This window comes from Bradyrhizobium sp. TM233, assembly GCF_036247965.1.
In the GTDB taxonomy this organism is placed as follows: Bacteria; Pseudomonadota; Alphaproteobacteria; order Rhizobiales; family Xanthobacteraceae; genus Bradyrhizobium; species Bradyrhizobium ottawaense.
The window spans coordinates 153545-176274 of sequence record NZ_BTIG01000017.1 but is presented as its reverse complement, the minus strand read 5'-3'; the positions used below and the strand labels follow the sequence as shown (position 1 = coordinate 176274).

Annotated in this window: 22 protein-coding genes; 11 read left to right on the top strand and 11 right to left on the bottom strand. The window is 64.8% G+C overall.

Annotated elements, in window-relative coordinates; translation table 11 throughout:
• Positions 1-19: 19 nt before the first annotated feature.
• Entirely contained in the window at positions 20-1237 is a 1218-nt protein-coding gene (locus AABA86_RS27245; protein WP_338309037.1) for a citrate synthase family protein, read from the bottom strand.
• An 81-nt stretch (positions 1238-1318) separates the two neighbouring features.
• Between AABA86_RS27245 and AABA86_RS27240 the strand changes: the two genes are divergently transcribed.
• Positions 1319-2413, top strand: coding sequence for a citrate synthase/methylcitrate synthase (locus tag AABA86_RS27240; RefSeq protein ID WP_338309036.1), 1095 nt, complete (start codon positions 1319-1321; stop codon positions 2411-2413).
• 254 nt (positions 2414-2667) lie between these two features.
• Here AABA86_RS27240 and AABA86_RS27235 read toward each other — a convergent pair whose 3' ends face one another.
• Positions 2668-3300, bottom strand: a complete 633-nt coding sequence (locus tag AABA86_RS27235) for a J domain-containing protein (RefSeq protein ID WP_028141863.1) — start codon at positions 3298-3300, stop codon at positions 2668-2670.
• Between the two features lie 160 nt (positions 3301-3460).
• Here AABA86_RS27235 and AABA86_RS27230 point away from each other — a divergent pair, with 160 nt between their 5' ends.
• Complete coding sequence (locus AABA86_RS27230) at positions 3461-3730, top strand: BolA family protein (protein WP_338309035.1); 270 nt, start codon at positions 3461-3463, stop codon at positions 3728-3730.
• Positions 3731-3771: 41 nt separating this feature from the next.
• Here the strand turns inward: AABA86_RS27230 and AABA86_RS27225 are convergent, their stop codons facing one another.
• From AABA86_RS27225 to AABA86_RS27215, 3 genes are read right to left on the bottom strand one after another with little or no spacing between them, the layout of a single operon-like run.
• Positions 3772-5076: an HlyC/CorC family transporter gene (locus tag AABA86_RS27225; RefSeq protein ID WP_212247071.1), complete on the bottom strand. Its 1305-nt coding sequence runs from the start codon at positions 5074-5076 to the stop codon at positions 3772-3774.
• Positions 5077-5105: 29 nt separating this feature from the next.
• A complete protein-coding gene (gene aroB, locus AABA86_RS27220) occupies positions 5106-6254 on the bottom strand; it encodes a 3-dehydroquinate synthase (RefSeq protein ID WP_338309034.1) in 1149 nt (382 codons plus the stop codon).
• Positions 6251-6874, bottom strand: coding sequence for a shikimate kinase (locus AABA86_RS27215; RefSeq protein WP_212247081.1), 624 nt, complete (start codon positions 6872-6874; stop codon positions 6251-6253). Before AABA86_RS27215 ends, aroB begins: the two co-directional genes overlap by 4 nt.
• Before the next feature lie 182 nt (positions 6875-7056).
• Between AABA86_RS27215 and AABA86_RS27210 the strand changes: the two genes are divergently transcribed.
• The 9 genes from AABA86_RS27210 (at position 7057) to AABA86_RS27170 (ending at position 16145) form a co-directional block, all read left to right on the top strand.
• Entirely contained in the window at positions 7057-7203 is a 147-nt protein-coding gene (locus tag AABA86_RS27210) for a hypothetical protein (protein WP_014439243.1), read from the top strand.
• A 17-nt stretch (positions 7204-7220) separates the two neighbouring features.
• Positions 7221-8180, top strand: coding sequence for a site-specific tyrosine recombinase XerD (gene xerD, locus AABA86_RS27205; RefSeq protein ID WP_338309033.1), 960 nt, complete (start codon positions 7221-7223; stop codon positions 8178-8180).
• Positions 8181-8500: 320 nt separating this feature from the next.
• Positions 8501-9463, top strand: coding sequence for an acetyl-CoA carboxylase carboxyltransferase subunit alpha (locus tag AABA86_RS27200; RefSeq protein WP_338309032.1), 963 nt, complete (start codon positions 8501-8503; stop codon positions 9461-9463).
• 534 nt (positions 9464-9997) lie between these two features.
• On the top strand, positions 9998-11512 hold the full coding sequence (locus AABA86_RS27195) for a L,D-transpeptidase family protein (protein WP_338309031.1): 1515 nt from the start codon (positions 9998-10000) through the stop codon (positions 11510-11512).
• A gap of 148 nt (positions 11513-11660) precedes the next feature.
• Positions 11661-12509, top strand: a complete 849-nt coding sequence (locus tag AABA86_RS27190) for a DUF3883 domain-containing protein (protein ID WP_338309030.1) — start codon at positions 11661-11663, stop codon at positions 12507-12509.
• 798 nt (positions 12510-13307) lie between these two features.
• Positions 13308-13748 (top strand): hypothetical protein, encoded by a 441-nt coding sequence (locus AABA86_RS27185; protein ID WP_338309029.1) that lies wholly within the window; start codon positions 13308-13310, stop codon positions 13746-13748.
• 26 nt (positions 13749-13774) lie between these two features.
• The gene (locus AABA86_RS27180) at positions 13775-14887 is read left to right on the top strand and encodes a tetratricopeptide repeat protein (protein WP_338309028.1); all 1113 of its coding nucleotides are present in this window, start codon (positions 13775-13777) and stop codon (positions 14885-14887) included.
• Positions 14888-14898: 11 nt separating this feature from the next.
• Positions 14899-15627 carry a hypothetical protein gene (locus AABA86_RS27175; protein WP_338309027.1) on the top strand — a complete coding sequence of 243 codons (729 nt, stop codon included), beginning with the start codon at positions 14899-14901 and terminating at the stop codon, positions 15625-15627.
• A gap of 2 nt (positions 15628-15629) precedes the next feature.
• Positions 15630-16145 carry a hypothetical protein gene (locus AABA86_RS27170; RefSeq protein ID WP_338309026.1) on the top strand — a complete coding sequence of 172 codons (516 nt, stop codon included), beginning with the start codon at positions 15630-15632 and terminating at the stop codon, positions 16143-16145.
• A 228-nt stretch (positions 16146-16373) separates the two neighbouring features.
• Here the strand turns inward: AABA86_RS27170 and AABA86_RS27165 are convergent, their stop codons facing one another.
• From AABA86_RS27165 to AABA86_RS27140, 6 genes are all read right to left on the bottom strand, one after another.
• Positions 16374-17069 (bottom strand): branched-chain amino acid ABC transporter ATP-binding protein, encoded by a 696-nt coding sequence (locus AABA86_RS27165; RefSeq protein WP_338309025.1) that lies wholly within the window; start codon positions 17067-17069, stop codon positions 16374-16376.
• Entirely contained in the window at positions 17062-17793 is a 732-nt protein-coding gene (locus tag AABA86_RS27160) for an ABC transporter ATP-binding protein (protein WP_338309024.1), read from the bottom strand. The genes AABA86_RS27165 and AABA86_RS27160 overlap by 8 nt, the downstream gene beginning before the upstream one ends.
• Entirely contained in the window at positions 17783-18874 is a 1092-nt protein-coding gene (locus AABA86_RS27155) for a branched-chain amino acid ABC transporter permease (protein ID WP_338309023.1), read from the bottom strand. Before AABA86_RS27155 ends, AABA86_RS27160 begins: the two co-directional genes overlap by 11 nt.
• 6 nt (positions 18875-18880) lie before the next feature.
• On the bottom strand, positions 18881-20098 hold the full coding sequence (locus AABA86_RS27150; RefSeq protein WP_338309022.1) for a substrate-binding protein: 1218 nt from the start codon (positions 20096-20098) through the stop codon (positions 18881-18883).
• A gap of 4 nt (positions 20099-20102) precedes the next feature.
• Entirely contained in the window at positions 20103-20960 is an 858-nt protein-coding gene (locus AABA86_RS27145) for a branched-chain amino acid ABC transporter permease (protein WP_028141883.1), read from the bottom strand.
• 99 nt (positions 20961-21059) lie between these two features.
• Positions 21060-22574: an amidase gene (locus AABA86_RS27140; RefSeq protein ID WP_338309021.1), complete on the bottom strand. Its 1515-nt coding sequence runs from the start codon at positions 22572-22574 to the stop codon at positions 21060-21062.
• Positions 22575-22730 lie beyond the last annotated feature (156 nt).

Genomic DNA, 22730 nt, shown 5'->3' with positions numbered 1-22730 from the left:
ACGACAGCGGCGAGCCCCCCTAACTAGTCCCCGCCCGCCGCCCCGGCGCAGGCCCCACATACCTTGCCCTTGGCCTGATCAGCTTGCCGAACTGCAATTGCTCGCTGGCGTGCGCGATCCAGCCGACGCTGCGGGCCATCGCAAACAGAGCGAGCTCGCTGCCGGCGGGCAGGCGCAGCGCGTGCACGAGCACGGCGAGGGCATAGTCGATATTGACGAATTCGCCGGTCGCCTCCGCGATCCGCTCCGGCACCTCGCGCGTGAACTTTCGCGGCGCGCCTGCACGGGAGAGCGCATTCAGCAGCGATTGCGCGCGGGGATCGCCGCGCTTGTAGACGCCATGGCCGAAGCCGGCAAACCGCTCGCCGAGCGCGACGCGCTCGCGCACCATCGGCGCGACGTCGCGATCGATCAGCGTCTTGACGAGCTGCGAGGCCAGCACGCTGGCGCCGCCGTGCTTCGGCCCCTTCAATGAGGCGAGACCGGCGATCACGGCATCATAGAGGTTGAGGCCGGTCGAGGCCGCGCAGCGCGCGGTGAAGGTCGAGGCGTTCAGCTCGTGGTCGGCAAGCAGCACCAGCGCGCGGCGGATCAGATCGGGCGCGTGCTTGTTGTCAGACGCCCAGGCTTTTGCGATCTGCTGATGCAGCGGCTCGGCCGACGGCTCTGAATTGAGCATGGTCGCGACCAGCAGCCGGACGATCCGTCCGCCGACCATGGCGCGGCCGTCGGGCGCACGGGTGAACGCACGGGGATCGACGCTCGCGGCCAGTGCAAGCACTGCGATGGCGCGGTCGATCGGCGCGGCCCGGCGTGCAGCTTCTGCGATCGTGCGCATCTCTTCGGAGAGCGCGGGCTGATTGTCCGGAGCGAACGGATCGACCTCGGAGACATCCCACAGCAGCGTCGCGGTGTGCTCCAGCGTGTCGTTCTCGGCGAGATCGACGCAATTGACGCCCCGATAGATCGCGCCCTCTTCGGTGATGGTCGAGATCTCCGTGTCCATGACAGGCAGGTCGGCGTCGAAGCTGCGCAGGCCGCGCGGCTCCGGGGACGGCACCCGGCGCTCCTTCAGCGCGCGGACGTCCTCGGCGCGGTAGCGGTTTTTGCGCGAGTCCTGCGTCGGCTCGGAGCGGATCAGGCCGCGGCTGACATAGGCGTAGAGCGTGGCCGGCGAGATCGCCAGCTCGGCGGCGGCTTCCCGGGCGGAAAGATAGAGCCCATCGGAATTATTCATATTGATTTATGTAATCAAGATTGATCAATCTGTCGAGAGGCCCGAATTTTCCTTGGTGCAACGCAAAGGGAGATTTGGGCCATGAACATCCACCTCACCAAAAGCCAGATCGGGCTGGACGGCGTTCCCGCGGCGGAGACCGTGCTGAGCCATGTCGACGGCGAGCGCGGCGAATTGATCATCGCCGGCGAGCATGTCGGCCGTCTCGCCGCCCAATCGAGTTTCGAGGGCGTCACCGCCCGGCTCTGGAACGGCGCCAACAAGACCAGCCTGAGTGAAGCCAATGTGCGGGCGAGCCTGGGTGCGGCGCGCGAGCGCGCGTTCGCGCGGCTGCCGGACCTGCTGCCGGCAACGCGCGGCATGGGCGTCATCGACGGGTTTCGCGCGGCGGTCGCAGGACTTCGCGCCGAGCACGGGCTCGAGCACGAATCGACGATCGTCGGCGCGTTTCCGGTGATCGCAGGCGCGCTGGTCCGGCGCGCCAAGGGGCTGGAGCCGGTCGCGCCCGACCCGAATGCGAGCCATGCCGCCGACACGTTGCGGATGTTGCGTGGCGCCGCGCCTGAAACCCGCGAGGTCACCGCGCTCGATGCCTATCTCGTCACCGCCAGCGACCACGGCATGAATGCCTCGACCTTCACCGCGCGCGTGGTGGCCTCGACCCAAGCCGATCTGTTTGCCGCGGTCACCGCGGGCTATTGCGCGCTCACGGGCCCGCTGCATGGCGGCGCGCCGGAGCCGGTGCTGGAGATGCTGGACGCGATCGGCTCGCGCGAGCGTATCCAGCCCTGGGTGGATGCGGCGCTGGCCCGCGGCGAGCGGATGATGGGCTTCGGTCACCGCGTCTACCGCGTGCGCGATCCGCGCGCCGACGTGCTCAAGACCGCGGTCGAGGCGCTGGCGTCCAACGGCACCGATTTGCCCTTCGCCGGCGAGGTCGAGGCTTACATCCGCGCCGCCTTGCGCAAGAAAAATCCGGAGCGGCCGCTGGAGACCAATGTCGAGTTCTTCACCGCGATCCTGCTCGATGCGCTGGCGATTCCGCGGCAGGCCTTCACGCCGATCTTCGCAGTGGCACGTAGCGCAGGCTGGACCGCGCATGCGCTCGAGCAGCGGCGGACCGGGCGGCTGATCCGGCCGAGCTCGTCCTATGTGGGGGCGATGCCGGAGGCGTAGGCGACCAGCTCGCGGAAAGAGGCGCAACAGCGGAGTCAATCACTCCGCTGTCGTCCCTGCGAAAGCAGGGACCCATACCGCGTGATTTATCGGTGAGAACAGGTGTGAGGACCACGGGAAGACCATTTCACTATGAGTCTTCGCCAAACGTCTCCCTGGGGTTATGGGTCCCGGATCTGCGCTCCGCTTGTCCGGGACGACACCGAGGGTTTGGCGCCGAGGTGCCTCGCACCTACACAGCGCCCGCGAGGCCCTTACGCCTCACGCACCACCGTCTTCAGATAATTATACGCCTTGATGATTTCGATCAGGCGGTCTTCCGTCGAGCGGTCGCCGCCGTTGGCGTCGGGGTGGTGCTGCTTCACCAGGGCCTTGTACTTAGTCTTGACGTCGGCGAGCGTGGAATCGGGGCCGAGGCCCATGACCTGGAGCGCCTTGCGCTCGGCGTTCATCACCTTGCGCGTCTCGGCCTTGGGCGCGGCTTCGGGGCCCTTGCGCCAGCCCGCGCGGCCGTTGATCTCGCTGAACATGCTGAACGGGTCGGCCGCCATGTCGATCTCGGCTTCCGCACCCTTCTTGCCGCCATTGGCGCCCATCTTCCACGTCGGACGGTGGCCGGTCAGCGCATCCTTCTGGTAGCGCGCGACGGCATCGGCATTCATGCCGGAGAAGAAATTGTAGTTCTGGTTGTACTCGCGCACATGGTTCAGGCAGAAGTGCCAGTACTCGCGCTGGTTCTCGCGGCCCTTCGGCGCGCGATGCGCGCCCTTGTTCTGGCATCCGGCCCATTCGCAACCGACGGCGGTGTCGCGCGGCTTCACTTCCGGCTGCTTGCCCCGCGGCTTGACGCGGATGGAGTCGAAGAACTTTGATGAATCGATCGGCATGGCTGACTTTGACTACGCAATGCAAAAACCTTCAAGTCTTGACATTGCAATTAGGACGAAACCCGTAGCCGAAGTTTCACTTCGGCGTACTTGACGTACGGCCGCCAGAGGCGGCCTATGCAATTGACGGAGTGCGATCGCGCACCTGAATGGCACATACATGGCTATGAGAGACACTATCAGCAACAAGTTGCAGGAAGCTTTCACGCCGGAAAGCCTCGATGTCGTCGACGAGTCACATCTGCATGAAGGCCACGCCGGCCATCGGCCCGGCGGTGAGACGCACTTCCGTGTGTATATCGTGTCTGATGCCTTCAAAGGGAAGAGCCGGGTCGAGCGCCACCGCATGATAAATTCGGCGCTGGCCGCGGAACTCTCCGGCAGCGTGCACGCGCTCGCGATCCAGGCGAAGGCGCCGGGGGAAGGATGATTTCGCTTACCCTCCCCCTCCAGGGGAGGGTAAGAAGAAAATCAAAACGACGTCCCCGCCCGTCGCGGCTTCGCCTCTTCCAGCTCCGCCTCGCGCGGCACCGGTGAAATACGGAGCGCAGTGATGCGGTTGCGCTCGCGGCGCAGCACGCGGAAGCGGAAGCCGTGGAACGTAAAGCTCTGGCCGCGATCGGGGATCGAGCGCGCCTCGTGGATGACGAGGCCGGCGACTGTCGTTGCCTCTTCATCGGGCAGGTGCCAGTCCATGGCGCGGTTGAGATCGCGGATCGGCACCGAGCCGTCGACCACGACCGAGCCGTCCGGCTGGGCGCGCACGCCGGCGACCACGACGTCGTGCTCGTCGGAGATGTCGCCGACGATCTCCTCCAGGATGTCTTCCAGCGTCACCAGACCTTCGACTTCGCCATACTCGTCGACGACGAGCGCGAAATGGGTCTTGCGGCGGCGGAACGCCTTGAGCTGCTCGGCCAGCGGCCGCATCTCCGGCACGAACCAGGGCGGCAGCGCGATGGTGGAGACGTCGATGCGCGAGGTATCGCCGTCCGCAGCACGGATCGCGCGCAAGAGGTCCTTGGCATGGAGCACGCCGATGATGTTCTCCGGCTTCTCGCGCCAGAGCGGGATACGGGTGTATTCGGTCGCCAGCACCTCGCGCACCAGCTCCTCCGGCGGCAAATCGGCGTTGATCATCATCATTTCGGTGCGATGGATCATGACGTCGGAGACCTGGAGCTCGCGCAGGTCCAAGAGGCCGCCGAGCATGTCGCGGTCCTGCTTCTCGAACTTGCCCTCGTGGTGCAACAGGTCGACCGCGCCGCGCAGGCGCTCGGTCGGCGACAGGATCGCCTGGTGCTCGCCGGCGAGGCCGAACAGGCGCATGAGCAGGCGCACGATGACCTCGACGATGCGCAGCAGCGGCCCCAGCACGTACATCGTCAGCCGCATCGGGCGCGCGACCGCAAGCGCGACGCGGTCGGGCGCATTGATCGCGATGGTCTTGGGCAGCACCTCCGCGAAGATCACGACCAGCGCGGTCATCACGCCGGTCGCATAGAGCACGCCGACATCGCCGAACCAGGCCGTGAAGATGGCGGTGGCAATCGCCGAGGAGCCGATATTGGCGATGTTGTTGCCGAGCAGCAGCGCCCCGATCAGGCGCTCGCGCATATCGAGCAGATCGGAGACGACGTCGGCGTCGTGATTACCCTGCTTGGAGAGGCGGAGCATGCTGGCGCGCGAGGCGCCGGTCAGCGCGGTCTCGCTCGCGGCGAAGAAGCCGGAGACGAGAAGACAGAGAATGACGATGGTGAATCCGAGCCAGTCCATGCACCACTCAACAGAAGTTCAATCGCGCATCAAACCTTTTGCGCGAGCTTCTCTTTCAGAAAATCCCGCACCGGGGCCGGCTCGACATCCTTCGCGATCACCGCGCGCCCGACGGCCTCCAGCAGGATGAAGGTGAGCTTGCCGCGCGTGACCTTCTTGTCCTGCGCCATCAGGGCCATCAGCGCGTCGGCATCGGCAAGCCCCTCCTGCGCAAAGCCCGCGATGTCCTGCAGGCGCGTCGGCAGACCGGCTTCGATCAGATGCCGCTCGACACGCACCGCCTCGGCTTCGCCGATCATGCCGAGCTTCGCCGAGAACTGCGCCGCCAGCGTCATGCCGATGGCAACGCCCTCGCCGTGGAACAGGCGGTCGGAAAAACCGGTCGCGGCTTCCAGCGCGTGACCGAAGGTGTGGCCGAGATTGAGCAGCGCGCGCTCGCCGGTCTCGCGCTCGTCGCGGGAGACGACGCCGGCCTTGGCGCGGCAGGAGGTCGCGATCGCATGCTCGCGCGCCGAGCCGCCCTTGAAGATGTCGGAATGGTTCTTTTCAAGCCAGGTGAAGAAAGCCTCGTCGCCGAGCACGCCGTATTTGGCAACCTCGGCATAGCCGGCGCGGAACTGCCGCGGCGACAGCGTGTCGAGCACGGCGGTGTCGGCGACCACCAGCACCGGCTGGTGGAAGGCACCGAGCAGGTTCTTGCCCTGCGGCGAGTTGATGCCGGTCTTGCCGCCGACGCTGGAATCGACCTGCGCCAGCAGCGAGGTCGGCACCTGCACGAAATCGACCCCGCGGCGCAGGATCGCCGCGGCAAAGCCGGCGAGATCGCCGACCACGCCGCCGCCGAGCGCGACGACGAGATCGTTGCGCTCGATCTTGGCGGCGATCAGGGCCTCGCTGACCTTCTCCAGGCCGGCATAGGTCTTGGAGATCTCGCCTTCCTCGACAATGATGCGCGAGGTCGGGATGCCGCTGGCGGCAAGCGAAGCCTCGGCGGGCTCGAGCCAGTGCTTTGCCACCGTGCGATCCGTCACGATCGCGGTGCGCACGCCGGGACGCAAGGCTGCGACGCGTTCGCCGAGCGAGGACAGCGCCCCGCGGCCGATGACGATGTCATAGGCGCGGTTTTCCAGCGCGACCTCGACCTTGACGGGATCGGAATGTTTCAACGGCGCAGTCATCTTAACGCACTCGCAACGTCGGCAGGTGGTTGGGTGGCTTGCTCACCACAGAGATGCGCGCGCAGCGCCTCGATGGTCTCCTCGACGATTCTGTCGTGCGGCACGTCGCGCGAGGCGATGGTGAGGTCGGCATGGCTATAGACCGGCTCCCGCTCGGTGAGGAGGCGCGTCACGGTTCCCTCAGGGTCGGCGGTCTGGAGCAGCGGACGGTCGGCGCGGCGCCGCACGCGGCGCATGATGACGTCGTGGTCGGCCTTGAGCCAGATCGACACCGCCTTCGCCGCGATGCGCGCGCGCGTCTCCTCGCGCATGAAGGCGCCGCCGCCGGTCGCCAGCACCACCGGCCCGCTGTCGAGCAGCCGCGCGATCACCCGCGCCTCGCCGTCACGGAAATACGATTCGCCATGGCGCTCGAAGATCTCCGGGATGCTCATCTGGGCCGAGGTCTCGATCTCGGTGTCGGCATCGACAAAGGGCAGCTTGAGCCGGAGAGCCATGCGGCGGCCGATGGTGGATTTGCCCACTCCCATCATACCGACGAGCACGATCGAGCGCGCCCCGAGCGCCGACAGGATGTCGGCTTCGGGCGAAGCTGGTATCGGCAGGGCGGCGTCGGACATGTCTCGCTCGATTTGCCGCCAAAGGCGGCATGCTTTGGCCACCTATACGACCCCAAAGGGGGCCTCGCCAGTGGACTCTTGCCACGAAACGGCGAACATGTTGGATGATTTCATTGGTTAATTTGCCCGCCAAGGGCCTGACCGAAAAGCCCTGCCCTAGACCCGCTCCCGAGACCTTGCCGATGCCCAGCCTGTTCCGCTTCCTGACGGTCGTCGCCGTGATCGCCGGCATCGTCTATGGCGTGGTCTTCGCACTGGCCAATTTCGTCAGCCCCAAGTCGCGGGAAATGACGGTGACGATCCCGCCGGACAAGTTTCTCAAGAAATAGGAGCTAGCCTCCCGGGCATGCGCACCAAGCCCTCAGATGCCAAGCTCACCGGCCTGTTCCTCGACATGCTCGCGGCGGAACAGGGCGCCGGGCCCAACACGCTCGACGCCTATCGTCGCGACCTCACCGATTTCTCGGAATTTCTGGGCCGCGTCGGCCACACATTTGCGGACGCCGAGACGCAAACGCTGCGCGACTATCTCGCCGATCTCGATGCCCGCGGCTTCAAATCCACCAGCGTCGCGCGCCGGCTGTCGGCGATGCGGCATCTCTATCGCTTCCTGCTGAACGAACGCATCCGAGCTGAGGATCCCGCCGCGATCCTGTCCGGTCCCAAGCGCGGCCGCGGCCTGCCGAAGGTGCTGTCGATCGCCGATGTCGACCGCATGCTCCGCCGCGCCAAGGAATTGAGCGAGGCGGAGGATGCCTCGCCCGCGAAGCGGCTGCGCGCCTTGCGGCTGTATTGCCTGCTCGAGGTGCTCTACGCCACCGGCTTGCGCGTCTCCGAGCTGGTGGCGCTGCCGCGCTCGGCGGCCAAGCGCGACGCACGCATGATCGTGGTGCGCGGCAAGGGCAACAAGGAGCGCCTGGTGCCGCTCAACGAGGCTTCGCGCCAGGCGATGGCGGATTACCTCGCCGCGACGGAGGCTGCGAAGACGGAGAAGAAGAAGGACAGCCTCGCCGCTTCCAAGTGGCTGTTCCCCTCGTTCGGCGAGAGCGGGCATCTGACGCGCCAGCATTTCGCCCGCGACCTCAAGGAGCTCGCGGTCGCCTCGGGGCTGCAGGCGCGGCTGGTCTCCCCGCACGTGCTGCGCCATGCCTTTGCCAGCCACCTCCTGCACAATGGTGCCGATTTGCGCATCGTGCAGACCCTGCTCGGCCACACCGACATCTCGACGACGCAGATCTACACCCATGTGGTGGAGGAGCGGCTGAAGAGCCTCGTGCGCGACCTGCACCCGCTGGCGGAGAAATGACTGTCGTCCCTGCGAACGCAGGGACCCATACCGCGTGATCTATCTGTGACAGCCGCTGTGAGTCCTACGGAAGGGCCTCTTCACTGCCAATCTTCGCCAAACTTCTCCCTGTGGTTATGGGTCCCCGCGTGGGCGGGGACGACGGCGGAGGCCGAAACCGCCTTGACTTCGGCCACATCTCCGCAGAAAGAGCCGGGGCCTTCGCATGATTTGACGGGCTCGCTCGCAGCACACAGGTCAACTCATTGAAGAAGCTACACTTCTTTCCGTAGGTTCGAATCCGCTTCGCCGCCTCGCCCCGTCCTCCCTATATTGAGTTGATGCAAGACCAGATGCGCAGCTATCTCGACTTCGAAAAGCCCGTCGCCGAGCTCGACTCCAAGGTCGACGAGCTCAGGACGCTGGCGGCCTCCGGCACCGACATCTCCGAGGAGATCGGGAAGATCGAGGACAAGGCGGCGCAGGCGCTGGCCGACCTCTATCAGAACCTGACGCCGTGGCAGAAGACGCTGGTCGCGCGGCATCCGCAGCGGCCGCATTTCAACGATTTCATCAAGGGCCTGATCACCGAATTCACCCCGCTCGCCGGCGACCGCAAGTTTGGCGAGGACGAGGCGCTGGTCGCCGGCTTCGGCCGGTTCCGCGGCGAAGCGATCTGCGTGATGGGCCAGGAAAAAGGCGATTCCACCGAGAGCCGCATCAAGCACAATTTCGGCATGGCGCGCCCCGAGGGCTATCGCAAATGCGTGCGGCTGATGGAGATGGCCGAGCGGTTCGGCGTGCCGGTGCTGTCGCTCGCCGATTCCGCCGGCGCCTATCCCGGCATCGGCGCCGAAGAGCGGGGCCAGGCCGAAGCGATCGCGCGCTCGACCGATGCCTGCATGGCGCTGACCGTGCCGAACGTCGCCATCATCACCGGCGAGGGCATGTCGGGCGGCGCCATTGCGATTACCACCGCCAACAAGGTCCTGATGCTGGAGCACGCCATCTACAGCGTGATCTCGCCGGAAGCGGCATCCTCGATCCTCTGGCGCGACGGCACCAAGGCGCAGGAAGCCGCCAACAACATGAAGATCACCGCCCAGGACATGCTGCGCTTCGGCGTGATCGACAGCATTTTGAAGGAGCCGGTCGGTGGCGCCCACCGCGACCCCGCCGCCATGATCGCCACCACTGGTGACGCCATCGCCAAGGCCTTCGACGAGCTGCGGGGCCTCGACGGCGACGCCATCCGCAAGCAGCGGCGGCAGAAATTCCTCGATATCGGCCGGAAACTGGGCTGATTCGGCGATTTTTGTGTCCCGGACGCGGAGCAGCGCCCTAGCGCTGCTCCGCAGAGCCGGGACCCGGCAGGCTCCGGAGATCGCCATGGGCGTGGGCCCCGGCTCTGCAGCGCACCGCTGAAGGAGCGCTGCGCAGCGTCCGGGGCACGAGAGCCAGCCCAGCCGCCCCCGGTAACCCCGCATTAACCCTTTTTTTGCCCAAATCAGCGATCTGAGTCCCAGATGGGCCAAGAAGCCCAAGTTCCGTCCCAAGTCGCGTCCATTCAGTCTTCGTTGACCATGCCGACGGGCCAACGGGCTCGTGATCCCCGCTCGGGTTGCGACCACATGACCCAGAGGTTAGAATTTTAATCAATGGCTTCAGGGCATAAGCGCTGGGGCGTGAGCTGAAAAAGCCCGTCACGACGGGTCCGGTTCTCCGGTCGGATCATGCTCCATCAGAATTGGGGTTCGCGCTTCAATGCCCGGCACGGTGTGGGGTCCATCTTGATTTCTCGTTCGCTTGCTCGCGCGCTTTTGGCTTCGGTCGCGCTGATGACGGCCAGCGTCCTGCTGGCCGGCTGCGATACCGACCAGGTCTCGCTCGCGACCAACGCCAAGGCCAACCAGCCGGTGCCGCCAAAGCTTCTCGCCGCGATGGTCGAGAAGGACATGGATTTGCAATCGCCGATCCTGGTCCGCTTGTTCAAGCAGGAGGCCGAGCTCGAGGTCTGGAAGCAGGCTCGCAACGGCCAGTTCGCGCTGCTCAAGACCTATCCGATCTGCCGCTGGTCGGGCGATCTCGGACCGAAGGTGCGCGAAGGCGACCGCCAGGCGCCGGAGGGATTTTATTCGATCAACCCGAGCCAGATGAATCCGCAATCGGCCTACTACCTGTCGTTCAACACGGGTTACCCGAACGCGTTCGACAAGGCTCTCGGCCGCACCGGCTCGCAGCTGATGGTGCATGGCGACTGCTCCTCGCGCGGCTGCTACGCGATGACGGACGAGCAGATCGCGGAGATCTATTCGCTCGGGCGCGAATCCTTCTTCGGCGGCCAGAAGGCGTTCCAGCTGCAGGCCTATCCGTTCAAGATGACGCCGGTGAACATGGCCAAGCACCGGAACAATCCGAACATGCCGTTCTGGAAGATGATCAAGGAAGGCTATGATCATTTCGAGGTGACGCGGCAGGAGCCGAAGGTCGATTTCTGCGAGAAGAAGTACGTCTTCGACGCGGCGAAGCCCGCGGACGCAAAGCGCGATCCGGTGTTCGACGCCTCGGCAAAGTGCCCGGCCTATGTGATCCCCGAGGACGTCGTCGCCGCCGTGCGGGGCAAGCAGGCCAAGGACGAGGCGGAATACGCCAAGCTGGTCGCCAAGGGCACGCCGGTGGCGCGCATGAACACCGGCATCGACGGCGGCATGAACAAGATCTTTGCCGCGAAGATTCCGGAAGGCTCGACCGGCCTGTCGGAAGGCGCCGAAGGCACCACGCTGCAGATGCTGGCGATGGCCAAGGCGCCGGGCACGATCCCCGGACACGTCAATCCGCCCAAGCCGAACCTCGATTCCGTGGCGTCCGCGCCTGCGCCGCAGGAAGAGCCGGTGGTCGCCGTCAGCGCGCCCGCGACCAGCGCCCGCGTCGCCACGGCCGCGCCGACGACTGAGAAATCCGGCGGGTTCTTCTCCAACCTCGGCCGCAAGATGGGCATGGGCTCATCCGACACGACAGCGACCACCCCGCCGCCGCAAGCCACCGCATCCGTCGCTCCGGCCACCACGACCACGACGCCGCCGACCGCAGCGTCGCGGCTCAAGGCCGCAGTGACCCGGTTCGTGCCGGGGCATGACAAGTCCAAGGACGCGACAAAGGACGCGCCGAAGCCGGCTGCGACCGTGGCCGCCAAGCCCGCCGAGCCGGCAAAGCCCGACACCCGCCTCGCCGCAACGCGGCCGGCGCTGAAGCCGTCGGTGAGCGATGGCGCGGGTGAAGCGACGCAGATCATGGGCGCCGCGCCGGTGATCTCGTCGAACTCGTTCGACAGCCGCTTTGGGGCGGTGAAGTAGGGGGCGGCAAGAGCCGCGCTTTCCTCGGTATAGCCGAGTTGACACCGCCATTATCCGCGCAAGCGGAGGATGCTCGCTGCTGCGCTCCTAGTGCCAACCTTGCGCCCGATTGATCCCTTGATACGCTTCGGATTCGAGAGGAAGAAGCTTGGACCCCGAGCAGATCGAAGGCATTGCAGGGACGCCTTGGACGGAGACTGAAATCTCCGCCGTGGTCGACAGCTATTTCCGAATGTTGGCCTCCGAAAAGGCGGGTATCGCCTACAGCAAGGCAGACAATTGGCGTCGTCTCATGACGACGGTCCGTAGATCCAAAGGATCAATCGAACGCAAGCTCCAGAACATCTCTGCAGTTCTGGACTTATTGGGCGCGCAGTGGATCAACGGTTACAAGCCATTGGCGCACTATCAGGATGCGCTGGTGCCGGCCGTCGAACGCAATATTCGGCGCGAGCCGAACTTTCTCTATCCGGCGAGTACAGATACGCAACCGCTGGCACTGAATGACGATGCGATCTTCGTTGCTCCGCCACAGTTAACCGACATGGAAAAAACGCTGCCGCCTGCGATCCGCCAACTTGTCGGAAAGTTTGATCCTGCAGAGAGAGATGCCAGAAATCGCAGCTTGGGGAAGGCAGGAGAAAAGTTCGTCGTAGAGTTCGAGCGCATCCGCCTCCGACGAGCTGGACGTGAGGATCTCGCCGACAACGTTCGGTGGGTTTCCGATCTGGACGGAGACGGCTACGGGTACGATGTCCGTTCCTTTGAACCCGATGGGCAAGAGCGGCTATTGGAGATCAAGACGACGTGTGGGCACGAACGCACGCCATTTTGGCTCACCAAGCGCGAAGTTGACGTTGCTGCGGAGAGAAGGGACAAATATCGAGTCCGGCGCGTCTTTCACTTTCGGAACCACGCGCAGATGTTCGAAATCGCTCCACCGCTTGAGCATGCGCTCTTCATGACGCCAACCACGTATTCTGCGAAACCAAGATAACACTCCTCCAATTCAATTACTTCGGATAAATAAAATTTCTCTTTACCCGAACCGCGACACACCCTATACTCCCTCGCCATCTCATCCTGCCGGAAGGGGCGGGTCGCGATCGTCACGGTTCGTGGGGTGAGTTGCGGTGGACGCGGGCGGTGTTGGCGCCAGGTGCGGTCGCAGGGCGGGTAGTCCCCGTGAGCGATCAGCGGGCGCGGTACGACAACGCTGGCTGCGTACGGCAAAATCGTGTGGTCCTGGCGCCCGCAGGCTGGCGTCAAGTCTCCGCGGTGGTGTGCGGGCCCGACCGGGTTGCGCACATCAGCGATCTCGCGAGGCGACGGGGGCAAGAGTGCATCGCTCCCCGGGGAGAGCGCGACATAAGCCGTCAACCCACTGCGCAGGGAAGGCCGGTTATCGGGCTGCACCTGTGTCTCCCCTGTGAGCGTTAACTTACGCATCATTGCACAGGGGCTCTCGGGTGCCAGCCGGTACCCGGCCTTCCCTGCGCCCTTCCGATTCCGAAGGGCGCCAGAAGCGAAGCAAAACCCGGGCGAAAAGCGCCGCGGGATCGCGATGTCATGTCGGCTGTTTGACGCTGGAAGAACCCGGGTGAGCACAGCCCGGATGAGCGAGGTGTCAGCCGTAGCTCGGAGAGCGAAGGCGGGAAGCGTTATCCGGCAATATCGCGAGCGGCCCCCCGCATCGTTCGCCAGCGGCTCTCGCTCGGCCGAAAGTTGCGCGTGCAAACCGCGTTGCCGGGACGTAATCAGATATCTTTCGACTGTCTCTGATAGAGCCAAAAGCATGCTGCAACGCACTTTCCTTCGTACGGTGATTTTTCTTTTCGTTCTGTCGGCGGTCGCAATTCCGGACCAGCACGCGCTGGCGGGACCACGCGACGATTTCAGGGGCACCGCCGTCGTCGAGCTGATGCGAAAATACGGCCACCCTGATCAGATCGTCCCTTTCGGCCGCAAGGACCAGGACCGCGCCTATCACTGGCGAATGAAGACGACGGCCACCTTCGAGGCAGCCGACCAAGGCGAGCGGCGCGAGGATTTCTTCTGCGACGTGACCGCCATCGTTGGTCAGAACGGGCGGGTCAAGACCTTCGAGGCCAGGCCCGCGGATGTCGGCGCCGGTGCCCTCGCATCCATCGAAGCCTTCGGGCCGCTGTGCCGCAAGGCATTCGGCTCACGACCGAACCGGACTCGCGGCGAAAAACTGGCCAGGATGCGGCTTTGAGCAGCGGAGGTTGAACAGAGCGGTCCATGGCATCCTTCTACGCAGAGAACCACCTTCGACACATCGCCGGGCTGGAAAAGCGCCACGGTCCGATCAGCGACGAGGTGGTCACAGCCCTGCGCACGCTGATCAAGCTGATCTGTCGTAGCGAGGACCCGGTCGAGGCCATCCCCTTTCTCGACCGCTGCATCTCGATCCAGGAGAGCCTGCATGGGCCGCAGTCCATCCTGGGCGACCTCGATGAATGGATCGGCCATGCAGGCCGCGTCGACTTCAAATTGGTCGAGCCGTTTCAGCTGCGGCGGCTGGCTATCAAGACCAGGCTCTCCGGCGAGCACAGTTGGCAGGCCGCCGAGGAATGCGAAGCCATCGCCCGGAAATGGGCCTCCACCGGAGATTATTCCCGCGCCAGGGCTTTTCTGGAGCGAAGCATCTCGATCCTCGAGAAGGTCCACGGCGCCGTCAGCGTCGAAGTGGCAGGCGCGGTCGACACGCTCGCCGAGATCGGCGCCCGATTGAAGAAGTGGGAGGACGCCGAGACGAATCTGCAGCGCAGCCTGCATCTGAAAGAGAAGATATTCGGGAAGAGAAGCGAGGAAGCGGCCCGGACGCTGCTCACCTCCGCCATCGTCCATGCCAATTCCTGCAAACTGGAGCGACACGGGGCCAAATTCGAGAGTCTGCGCAAGGCCGTGACCGCCTTCGCGTCCGGTCTCGACATCATCGAGGAACGATTTGGACCCGACAGCCTGGAGGTTCAGAAGGCTCTCGAAGCCATGATATCGGCCTATCTCGACTGTGGAGAGTTCTGGAAGGCCGAGCCTTTGCTGAAGCGGCTGCTGGAGATCTGCGAGCGGACTTATGGAGACGACGCTGCGGCCCTGCTCTGGATCCTGGCGGAGCTCGCCACGGGGTATGCGCGCGAACGGGTGGAAGATGCCGAGCCGGTCCTGGAGCGGGGCTTCGCGGTGCTGCGGACCTTCCTCGATGCCGGCAAGCCGATCTTTCGTCGCAGCATCCTGGACATGGCCGGCAACCGGAAGGTGCTCTACGGCGGCAGTCAGAAAGGCGTGCTCGAGACGCTGGTCCAGGCGTCGGAGACGTTTCGCGACAATCAGCGAAAGCGATGGGGAGCGTAGGTGGACCTCGGATGACAGATTACGACACCAGGAAGCTGCAATGCCATTGCTGCGGCAAGACCTCCGAGCATTCCGTGCTGATGAGCTCGAACTCGTTCGGCTCTCGCGACCTCGACCAGCGGCCGCCGAAAATGTACCGCTGGACCATCGCAAGCTGGCTGCAGGAATGCCCCTATTGCGGCTACGTCGCCCCGAGCATCGACAAGGGCGATGCGAGGGCGCGGAGCTTCCTCGATACCGCCGAATTCCGCACCGCCTCGCTCGACCCTGCGCCCGACCCGGTATCGCGCCGCTTCCTGGTGCGCGCCGCGCAGCACGCCTATGACGGAGAACGGAGATCGGCGTTCCTGAGCACGCTGTCGGCGGCATGGGTGGCCGACGACAGCAACCGGCCGTCCGACGCGGCTGCACTCCGCCTCAGAGCCGCCCGTCATCTCGAGGGGCCCCGGATCACCTCGATCGATACCCGCCTGCTGCTGCTCGACGTGCTGCGACGGGCATCGAGCTGGGAAGCCGCCGAGGCGCTGACCGCCGAATTGACGGCTGAAGAGCTGGACTATCCCTTTGCCGAGATCGTTGCCTTCCATCGCGACAAGATCGCGGCCAGGGATGACCAGCGACATACGATCGGCCAGGCGCTCGAGGGCAAGCCGCCGCCGCCGGTCGCGGTCAAGGACCCGGAGCTGCTCAAAGCCATCGCACGGCACATCAAGATCGTTCCGAACCCGCGAAGGACCTGACCATGAAGGCCGCCGTCCTTGCCTTTGCCGTTGCACCTGCCTTGGCTCTCCTGACGGCTCCCTCTCTCGCGACTGCGGGAAGCTGGAAGCTGGAATTCGACAATCGCGATCTTCCCTCGCTGAGCTACAGGGATCAGGGCAAGGTGACGTTCGTGCTGGGCTGCGGACGCGCTCTGGGCCTGCATGCAAGATATCCCGGCGAGGCCGGCCGCGCCGGAAAGGCGACGATCACGATCGGAAACGGCCGCAAGTCAATCGAGCTCGCTGGCGAATTCGAGGAGATTTCGGCAGACGACGACGCGACCAATTTCGTCCAATGGGATCTGGGCTACTCGAGGCAGGACCCGGAGCTGTTCGGCAAGCGCTGGAAGCGGGCCCAGGCGCGCCTGCTCGGCCTGATGGAGAGAGCGTCGCCGCTGACGATTTCGAGCAGGACGACGAGCTACCAACTTCCCAAGATCGATGCGGCCGGCTGGCGGGCCGCCATTGAAAGGTGCGGCGGCCTTGGGGCGGTGTAGTAACCGCTCGACTTTCGTGCCGGTCCCCCTCGATCGACAATCTCTGATCGTCACCCTGAGGTGGCCGCTTCTTCAGCGGCCCTCGAAGGGCGACGGCCCGACTGACAGCTCGGCCGTTCATCCTTCGAGGCTCGCTACGCGATGCTACGCATCGCGCTGCTCGCACCTCAGGATGACGGGACTGAAGGGCGCGTTGCGAGGGGTTTGGAGCTGGTGGCAAGTGACACTCTACGGCGCCAGATATCGCATCAGCTCCGGATTGCCCCGCACCTCGCCCGCCTCGCCTTGCAGCGCGACGCGGCCGCGGTCGAGCACATAGGCGTAGTCGGCGACGCGCAGCGCGAGGTCGAGGTGCTGCTCGACGATGATGACGGCGATGCTCTTGGCGAGATCGATCAGGCGTTCGGTGATCTCCTCGATCACGCCGATCCAGACGCCTTCGGTCGGCTCGTCCAGCAGCAAGAGCTTGGGATCACCGAGCATGGCGCGGCCGATCGCCAGCATCTTGCGTTCGCCGCCGGACAGCGTGCCGGCGGGCTGGTCGAGGCGCTGGCCGAGCTTCGGGAAGATGGTCAGCACCTGATCGACGGCGTCGGCGTTCCTGCTCGCGAGCGAGCCGACGGCGAGATTGTCGCGCACCGACAGGCGCGCGAACACCGAATGCTCCTGCGGCACGTAGCCGATGCCGGCGCGCACGCGCTCCTGGGTGGCGCGGCGGCTGATGTCGCGACCGTCGAAGCCGACCTCGCCCTTCCACGCCGGCAATTCGCCGACGATGGTCTTCATCAGCGTGGTCTTGCCGGCGCCGTTGCGCCCGAGCACGGCGACGCCGCCGCGCCAGGGAATGCCGAGGTTGACGTCGAACAGCACCTGGCTGCGGCCATAGCCGGCGTCGAGATGTTTGATGTCCAAAAATTCAGGCACGGCGCAGATAAATCTCCTGGACGGCCTTGTTGGCCTGGATCTCGGACACCGTACCGGACGCCAGCACCTTGCCCTGATCGAGCACGGTGAGGCGATCGCAGATGTCGCGGATGAAATCGAGGTCGTGCTCGACGATGACGAGCGAGCAATGCTGCTTGATCGGCTGAAGCAGCTCGCCGGTGACGCGGCGCTCCTCGAGACTCATGCCGCCGGTCGGCTCGTCGAGCAGCAGCAATTTCGGCTTGCCGGCGAGCGCCATCGCGATCTCCAGCCATTGCTGCTGGCCGTGCGACAGCGCCGCTGCGGCCTCGAAGGCGCGATTCGCAAGGCGGAACTGCGTCAGCATGGACATGACCTGGTCATGCAGCGCGCCCCTGGTGCGCGAGAACACGAGGTCGACCAGCGAGGACTGCGCCTGCAGCGCGAGCAGGATGTTGTCGTACAGCGTCAGTGACGGCAGCACGCTGGTGATCTGGAATTTCAGACTCATGCCGGCCCGGGCGCGCTCGGTCGGCGTGAACGCGGTGATGTCGGTGTTGACGAACGACACCTTGCCTTGCGTCGGCACCTCGGCGCCGGCGATGCACTTCATCAGCGTGCTCTTGCCAGAGCCGTTGGGGCCGATCAGGCCGTGGAATTCGTTGGCACCGACGCTGAGCGCGGCACCGTCGAGCGCGGTGAGCTTGCCGAAGATCTTCTTGATGCCGGCGGCTTCAAGGAGCATCGCGATTCTCCTTAGCGGCAGCACCAAAGCTACCAACCCGCTCGCGCTCGCCGAGCACGAAGCTGATCAGTCCGAGCGGGCGGAACAGGATGACGAGCAGCAGCAGCAAGCCCAGAATGATCGGCCAGATATCGCGATAATTGTCCGAGAGCCAGAAGCTGACGCCCTCGACGATGACGGCTCCGATGACGGCGCCGATCAGCGTGCCGGAGCCGCCGAACAGCACGTAGAGCACCACTTGCGTCGAGACCACGACGCCGACCATGTTGGGCCAGACGAATCCCTCGTGGAAGGCATAGAGGCTGCCGGCAAGCCCGGCAACGCCGCCGCCGATGGTGAAGATGATCGCCTTGAGGTGCTGCGCCTTGTAGCCGAAGAAGGCGATGCGCTGCTCGTTCTCGCGCAGGCCTGCGAGCGCCAGACCGAATTGCGAGCGCACCAGGAAACGGCAGAGCAGATAGACCACGACGAGAATGCCGAGCACGAGATAATAGAAGGAAGGCCCTTCCGTGAACTCGTACGAACCGAGCGTCATCGGCGCGATCGAGGGGATGCCGTTCTGGCCGCCGAGATAATACCAGCCGCGCGCCAGCCGATCGGCGGCGTAGGAGCCGGTGAGCGTGCCGAGCGAGACGAAGATCACGCTGGAAGGATGCCGTCCGAGCAGCAGGAAGCCGCCGAGCAGCAGCGCGAAGGTGAGGCCGATCAGCGTGCCCGCGGGCAGCACCAGGAAGATGTTGGTGATGTCGAGGTCCCGTGCGAGCAACGCCACGCCATAGCCGGCCGAGCCGAAGAACAGGGCCTGGCCGAAGCTCATGATGCCGGCATAGCCCCAGACCAGGTCGAACGACAGCGCGAACAGCGCGAGGATGATCACGCGCGTCGCGAACACTGTGAGATAGTCCTGCAGCAGCAGCGGCGCGAGCAGCGCCGCGATGAGCACGACGCCCTCGACGATCGGCAGTATCCTTCGCGTCGATATGGTCTGTCCCGCCGCCCGGCTACCGGCCATTGCAACGTCCTGTTCCCCGCCGATCCCGGCGGGGACTGCCTGCTTCACTGCGCCCATTGCTTTCGGCATTCCGCCTCAGCATTCCTTGGGGTCGACGAGGCCGTTGCTGCGGCCGACGATCTCGTAGTTTCCGCCCTTGGCGACGGCGGTGTACATCTTCATCTTGCAGTGCCGCTTGCCCGGCACCATCTCGGCAGGTCCGCCCGGACCTTCGGCGATCTTGGCGTGGTCGAGCGCGGCTGCGACAGACTCGCGGTCGATCTTGCCGGCTTCCTTCACCGCGGCTTCCCACAGCTTCAGGCCGCGATAGGTGCCGGTCGCCGCACTGCCGGCGGCGAACAGGAAGTTGCCGGGAAAGTCCTTCTCGTAAGCCGCCTGGAGCTTGGCGTCGAACGGGTTCTCCTTGGTCAGCACCTTGAAATAGTCGAGGCAGCTGGCGAGGCCCTCGATCTCGGCGGCCTGATTGATGTTGAGCGTGTTCTCGTCATAGTAGACGCAGGCGAGCCGTCCGCCATTCTTGAGGAAGCCCGCTTCATAGAGCTGCTTGAAGAACGGACCGACGCCGGGCGGGATGACGGTGTTGAAGACCACGTCGACCTTGTTGGAGATGATGCGGTTGACGGTCGCGGAGAAATCGACCTGGTCGAGCGGGTAGTATTCCTCGAACACGACCTCGCCGCCGTTAGCTTCGATCACCTTGCGGGCATAGACGTTGAGCGTATGCGGCCAGACATAGTTGGCGCTCGGCAGCGCGAACTTCTTGCCTCCGTTCTTGATCAGCCAGGGGATGAACTCGTCGCATTGCTGCGCCGGCGTCGGGCCGGTGCAGAACAGATAGGGTGTGCACTCCTTGCCTTCGTAGAGCTGCGGATAGATGTAGAGCGTCTTGCCGCGCGCCACGATGGGGTCCTTGATCGCGTTGCGCATCGAGGAGGTGATGCCGCCCAGCACCATGTCGACCTTGTCGCGCTGGATCAGCTTGCGCACGTTGCCGACCGCGACCGATTCGTTCGACGCGGTGTCCTCGATGTAGAGCTCGAGCGGACGGCCGAGCAGACCGCCGGCGGCGTTGATCTCCTTGATCACCATTTTCGCGACGTTGGCATCGGCATTGCCGGCATAGGCGATCGGGCCGGTGAGGTCGGTCGCGATGCCGACCTTGATGGGGGCTTCGGCCGCATTGGCCCAGGGCGCCGGGATCACCCAGCTGCCGACCCCGGTTGCGACCGCGCCGGAGGCAAAGGCGAAATTGGAGAGGAAGCGGCGGCGTGAGAGCTGCGTGCGATCGAACATGTGACTAAACCCCTTTTCCAGCGATGAGGCCCTGCGGGCGGAATTTGATGAAGACAATGGCGAGAACGAAGACGAGGACGTCGGCGACGACAGGCGCCATCACCCAGGGCAGCGCGGCGCTGAGCGTTCCGATGACGCCGGCGCCCGCAACCGGCCCGATGAAGGAGCCGACACCCCCGACCATGACGGCGACAAACCCCTGAATCAGGAAGCGCAGGCCGAGGTCGGCGTAGAGGCTGAACACCGGCACGATCAGCGCACCGGCAAGACCGGCGAGCGCGGAGCCGAACGCAAAGGTGGCGCCGTACATCAGGGGCGTGGAAATGCCCGATGCCCGCGCCAGCGATGGATTCTCCAGCGTGGCGCGCATGCGCAGACCAAAGTTGGTGCGTGACAGCAGCAGATAGCAGCCGGCCATCACCAGCAGCGTGATGACGATGATGGTGAAACGCCAGGCCGAGATGTGCATGGCGCCGATGTCGATCGAACCGCCGATCGGCTCGGGCACAGTGAGATAGAAGCCGCCGATCAGGCCGCGCACGGATTCGCGGATGATCAGGCCGAGCGCATAGGTGCCGAGCATCGCCACGATCGGCGCGGCGTAGAACCTCCGGATGATCAGCGCCTCCAGCACGAAGCCGAGCGCGCCGACGACGAAAGGCGCCGCGACCATGCCGGCCCAGATCGGCAGGCCCTTGGCGTAGGCGAGATAGGTGATGTAGGCCCCGAGCAGGACGAACTCGCCCTGCGCGAAGTTGAAGATGCCCATCATGCTGGCGATGATCCCGAGCCCCAGCACGATCAGGACGATGATCGCGCCGAAGCTCAGGATCTCGAACGCCGCGACGAACGCGTTAGCCATGCTTTGGATTCTTGTTTTGACGCGTTTTCTTGACGCGAACCGGCATCCACTTCGCTCGAAAACGCTCTGGTCTTCCGCCCGTCTTCATCAAGGCCCCGCTCACATCTTCTTCCAGTCGCCGATCTGCTCGAAGGCATGCGCGGCGCGGTAGATGGTGGATTCCTCGAACATGCGGCCGACCAGCATCAGGCCGACCGGCAGGCCGTCGACCATGCCGCAGGGCAGCGACATCGCGGGATGATGGGTGATGTCGAACGGGGCGGTGTTGGAGATCATCTCGAGTGCGCGGGCGACGTATTCCTCGCGGCTGGCATTGGGCTCCGGCAGCTTGGTCGCCTTCATCGGCGTGGTCGGCATCAGCAGCAGATCGTAATCGCCGAACGCCTTGTCGTAGGCCGCGGTCAGCCGCCGCGAGATGTTGAGCGCCTTGCCGTAGAAGCGGGGACCGAAATTGTTGTTGATGTAGGTGCCGAGCATCATGAACAATTTCGTGGTCTCGGACAGCGAGTCGGCCTGGCGGCGCCAGCCGCGATGGAAATCCATCAGTGAGGTCGAATAGAGATCGCCGCGGCTGAGGCCGTAGCCGTCGCCGAACATCATGGTCTGGGTCAGGCCTTCGGTGCCGATCGGGGTCCAGATCGCACCGCCGAGGAGATGCATCGGGATCGACACCGTCTCGACGGTGGCGCCCAAATCCTTGAAGCGCTTCGCCGCCTCGCGCACGCTTTCGTTCACGGCGGCTTCCGCGACCGGCTGCTCAAAGCCTTCCTTGACGATGCCGATCTTCATGCCCTTGACGCCCTGGCCGAGCGCCTTGGTGTATTCCTCGACCTTCGGCGACTTGATGCGCGGATCGTAGCCGTCGTCGCCGGCGAGCACCTCGAGCAGCAGCGCGTTGTCGGCGACCGTCGCGGTCATCGGACCGGTATGGTCGACATAGATCTCGATCGGCATGATGCCGGTATAGGGCACGAGGCCCCAGGTCGGCTTCATGCCGTAGATGCCGCAGAACGAGGCCGGCATGCGGATCGAGCCGCCCTGATCGCCGCCGATCGCCATGTCGACCTCGCCGAGCGAGACCACGACGCCCGAGCCCGATGACGAGCCGCCGGCCGAGTAGCCCATCTTGTGCGGATTGTGCACCGCCCCGTAAGAGCCGGTGTGGCTGCCGCCGGACAGGCAGAAGTGCTCGCAATGCACCTTGCCCTTGATCTCGGCGCCGGCATCCAGCATGCGCGTGACGATGGTGGCGTCGAAATCGGGGACATAGCCTTCCAGCGTCGACGAGCCATTGGTCATGGGAACGCCGGCCAGCATGATGTTGTCCTTCAGCGCGACGGTCTTGCCCTTGAGCTTGCCGCTGGCGGCGCCTTTCACGGTCGATTTGCGATACCAGGCGTTGCGCGGGTTCTCTTCGGCCGAGGGGCGATAGCCCGGGGTGCGCGGATATTTCACCTCGGGCACCTCGTCCGGCATCGTGGCAACGAGATTGTAGGCCTCGATCGAGCCCTGCATCAGGCCGCGGAACGAGGCGACGTCGTCATCGGTGAGCGAAAGGCCGCATTGCTCGGCGACACTGCGCAATTGGGCGGGGGTGGGAAGGACAACTGTCACGGCGCTCTCCTCTGAGGCTTCTTGATCCCTGGCTTTTGGACGGACGCCTCGCGGTCGCACGCCTCAACGGCGCGGGCCGATCGGCTCCGTGTCGATATTACAGACGGAAATATTTTCCTTTTCAAGTATTATTTCGCAATTCCGCCGCGACGTATC

What these genes read in the sequence shown, in the direction of transcription:
- AABA86_RS27245 (WP_338309037.1), bottom strand. Translation starts at nt 1,237, where the DNA reads ATGAATAATTCCGATGGGCTCTATCTTTCCGCCCGGGAAGCCGCCGCC.
- AABA86_RS27240 (WP_338309036.1), top strand. Translation starts at nt 1,319, where the DNA reads ATGAACATCCACCTCACCAAAAGCCAGATCGGGCTGGACGGCGTTCCC.
- AABA86_RS27235 (WP_028141863.1), bottom strand. Translation starts at nt 3,300, where the DNA reads ATGCCGATCGATTCATCAAAGTTCTTCGACTCCATCCGCGTCAAGCCG.
- AABA86_RS27230 (WP_338309035.1), top strand. Translation starts at nt 3,461, where the DNA reads ATGGCTATGAGAGACACTATCAGCAACAAGTTGCAGGAAGCTTTCACG.
- AABA86_RS27225 (WP_212247071.1), bottom strand. Translation starts at nt 5,076, where the DNA reads ATGGACTGGCTCGGATTCACCATCGTCATTCTCTGTCTTCTCGTCTCC.
- aroB (WP_338309034.1), bottom strand. Translation starts at nt 6,254, where the DNA reads ATGACTGCGCCGTTGAAACATTCCGATCCCGTCAAGGTCGAGGTCGCG.
- AABA86_RS27215 (WP_212247081.1), bottom strand. Translation starts at nt 6,874, where the DNA reads ATGTCCGACGCCGCCCTGCCGATACCAGCTTCGCCCGAAGCCGACATC.
- AABA86_RS27210 (WP_014439243.1), top strand. Translation starts at nt 7,057, where the DNA reads ATGCCCAGCCTGTTCCGCTTCCTGACGGTCGTCGCCGTGATCGCCGGC.
- xerD (WP_338309033.1), top strand. Translation starts at nt 7,221, where the DNA reads ATGCGCACCAAGCCCTCAGATGCCAAGCTCACCGGCCTGTTCCTCGAC.
- AABA86_RS27200 (WP_338309032.1), top strand. Translation starts at nt 8,501, where the DNA reads ATGCAAGACCAGATGCGCAGCTATCTCGACTTCGAAAAGCCCGTCGCC.
- AABA86_RS27195 (WP_338309031.1), top strand. Translation starts at nt 9,998, where the DNA reads ATGACGGCCAGCGTCCTGCTGGCCGGCTGCGATACCGACCAGGTCTCG.
- AABA86_RS27185 (WP_338309029.1), top strand. Translation starts at nt 13,308, where the DNA reads ATGCTGCAACGCACTTTCCTTCGTACGGTGATTTTTCTTTTCGTTCTG.
- AABA86_RS27180 (WP_338309028.1), top strand. Translation starts at nt 13,775, where the DNA reads ATGGCATCCTTCTACGCAGAGAACCACCTTCGACACATCGCCGGGCTG.
- AABA86_RS27175 (WP_338309027.1), top strand. Translation starts at nt 14,899, where the DNA reads ATGACAGATTACGACACCAGGAAGCTGCAATGCCATTGCTGCGGCAAG.
- AABA86_RS27170 (WP_338309026.1), top strand. Translation starts at nt 15,630, where the DNA reads ATGAAGGCCGCCGTCCTTGCCTTTGCCGTTGCACCTGCCTTGGCTCTC.
- AABA86_RS27160 (WP_338309024.1), bottom strand. Translation starts at nt 17,793, where the DNA reads ATGCTCCTTGAAGCCGCCGGCATCAAGAAGATCTTCGGCAAGCTCACC.
- AABA86_RS27155 (WP_338309023.1), bottom strand. Translation starts at nt 18,874, where the DNA reads ATGCCGAAAGCAATGGGCGCAGTGAAGCAGGCAGTCCCCGCCGGGATC.
- AABA86_RS27150 (WP_338309022.1), bottom strand. Translation starts at nt 20,098, where the DNA reads ATGTTCGATCGCACGCAGCTCTCACGCCGCCGCTTCCTCTCCAATTTC.
- AABA86_RS27145 (WP_028141883.1), bottom strand. Translation starts at nt 20,960, where the DNA reads ATGGCTAACGCGTTCGTCGCGGCGTTCGAGATCCTGAGCTTCGGCGCG.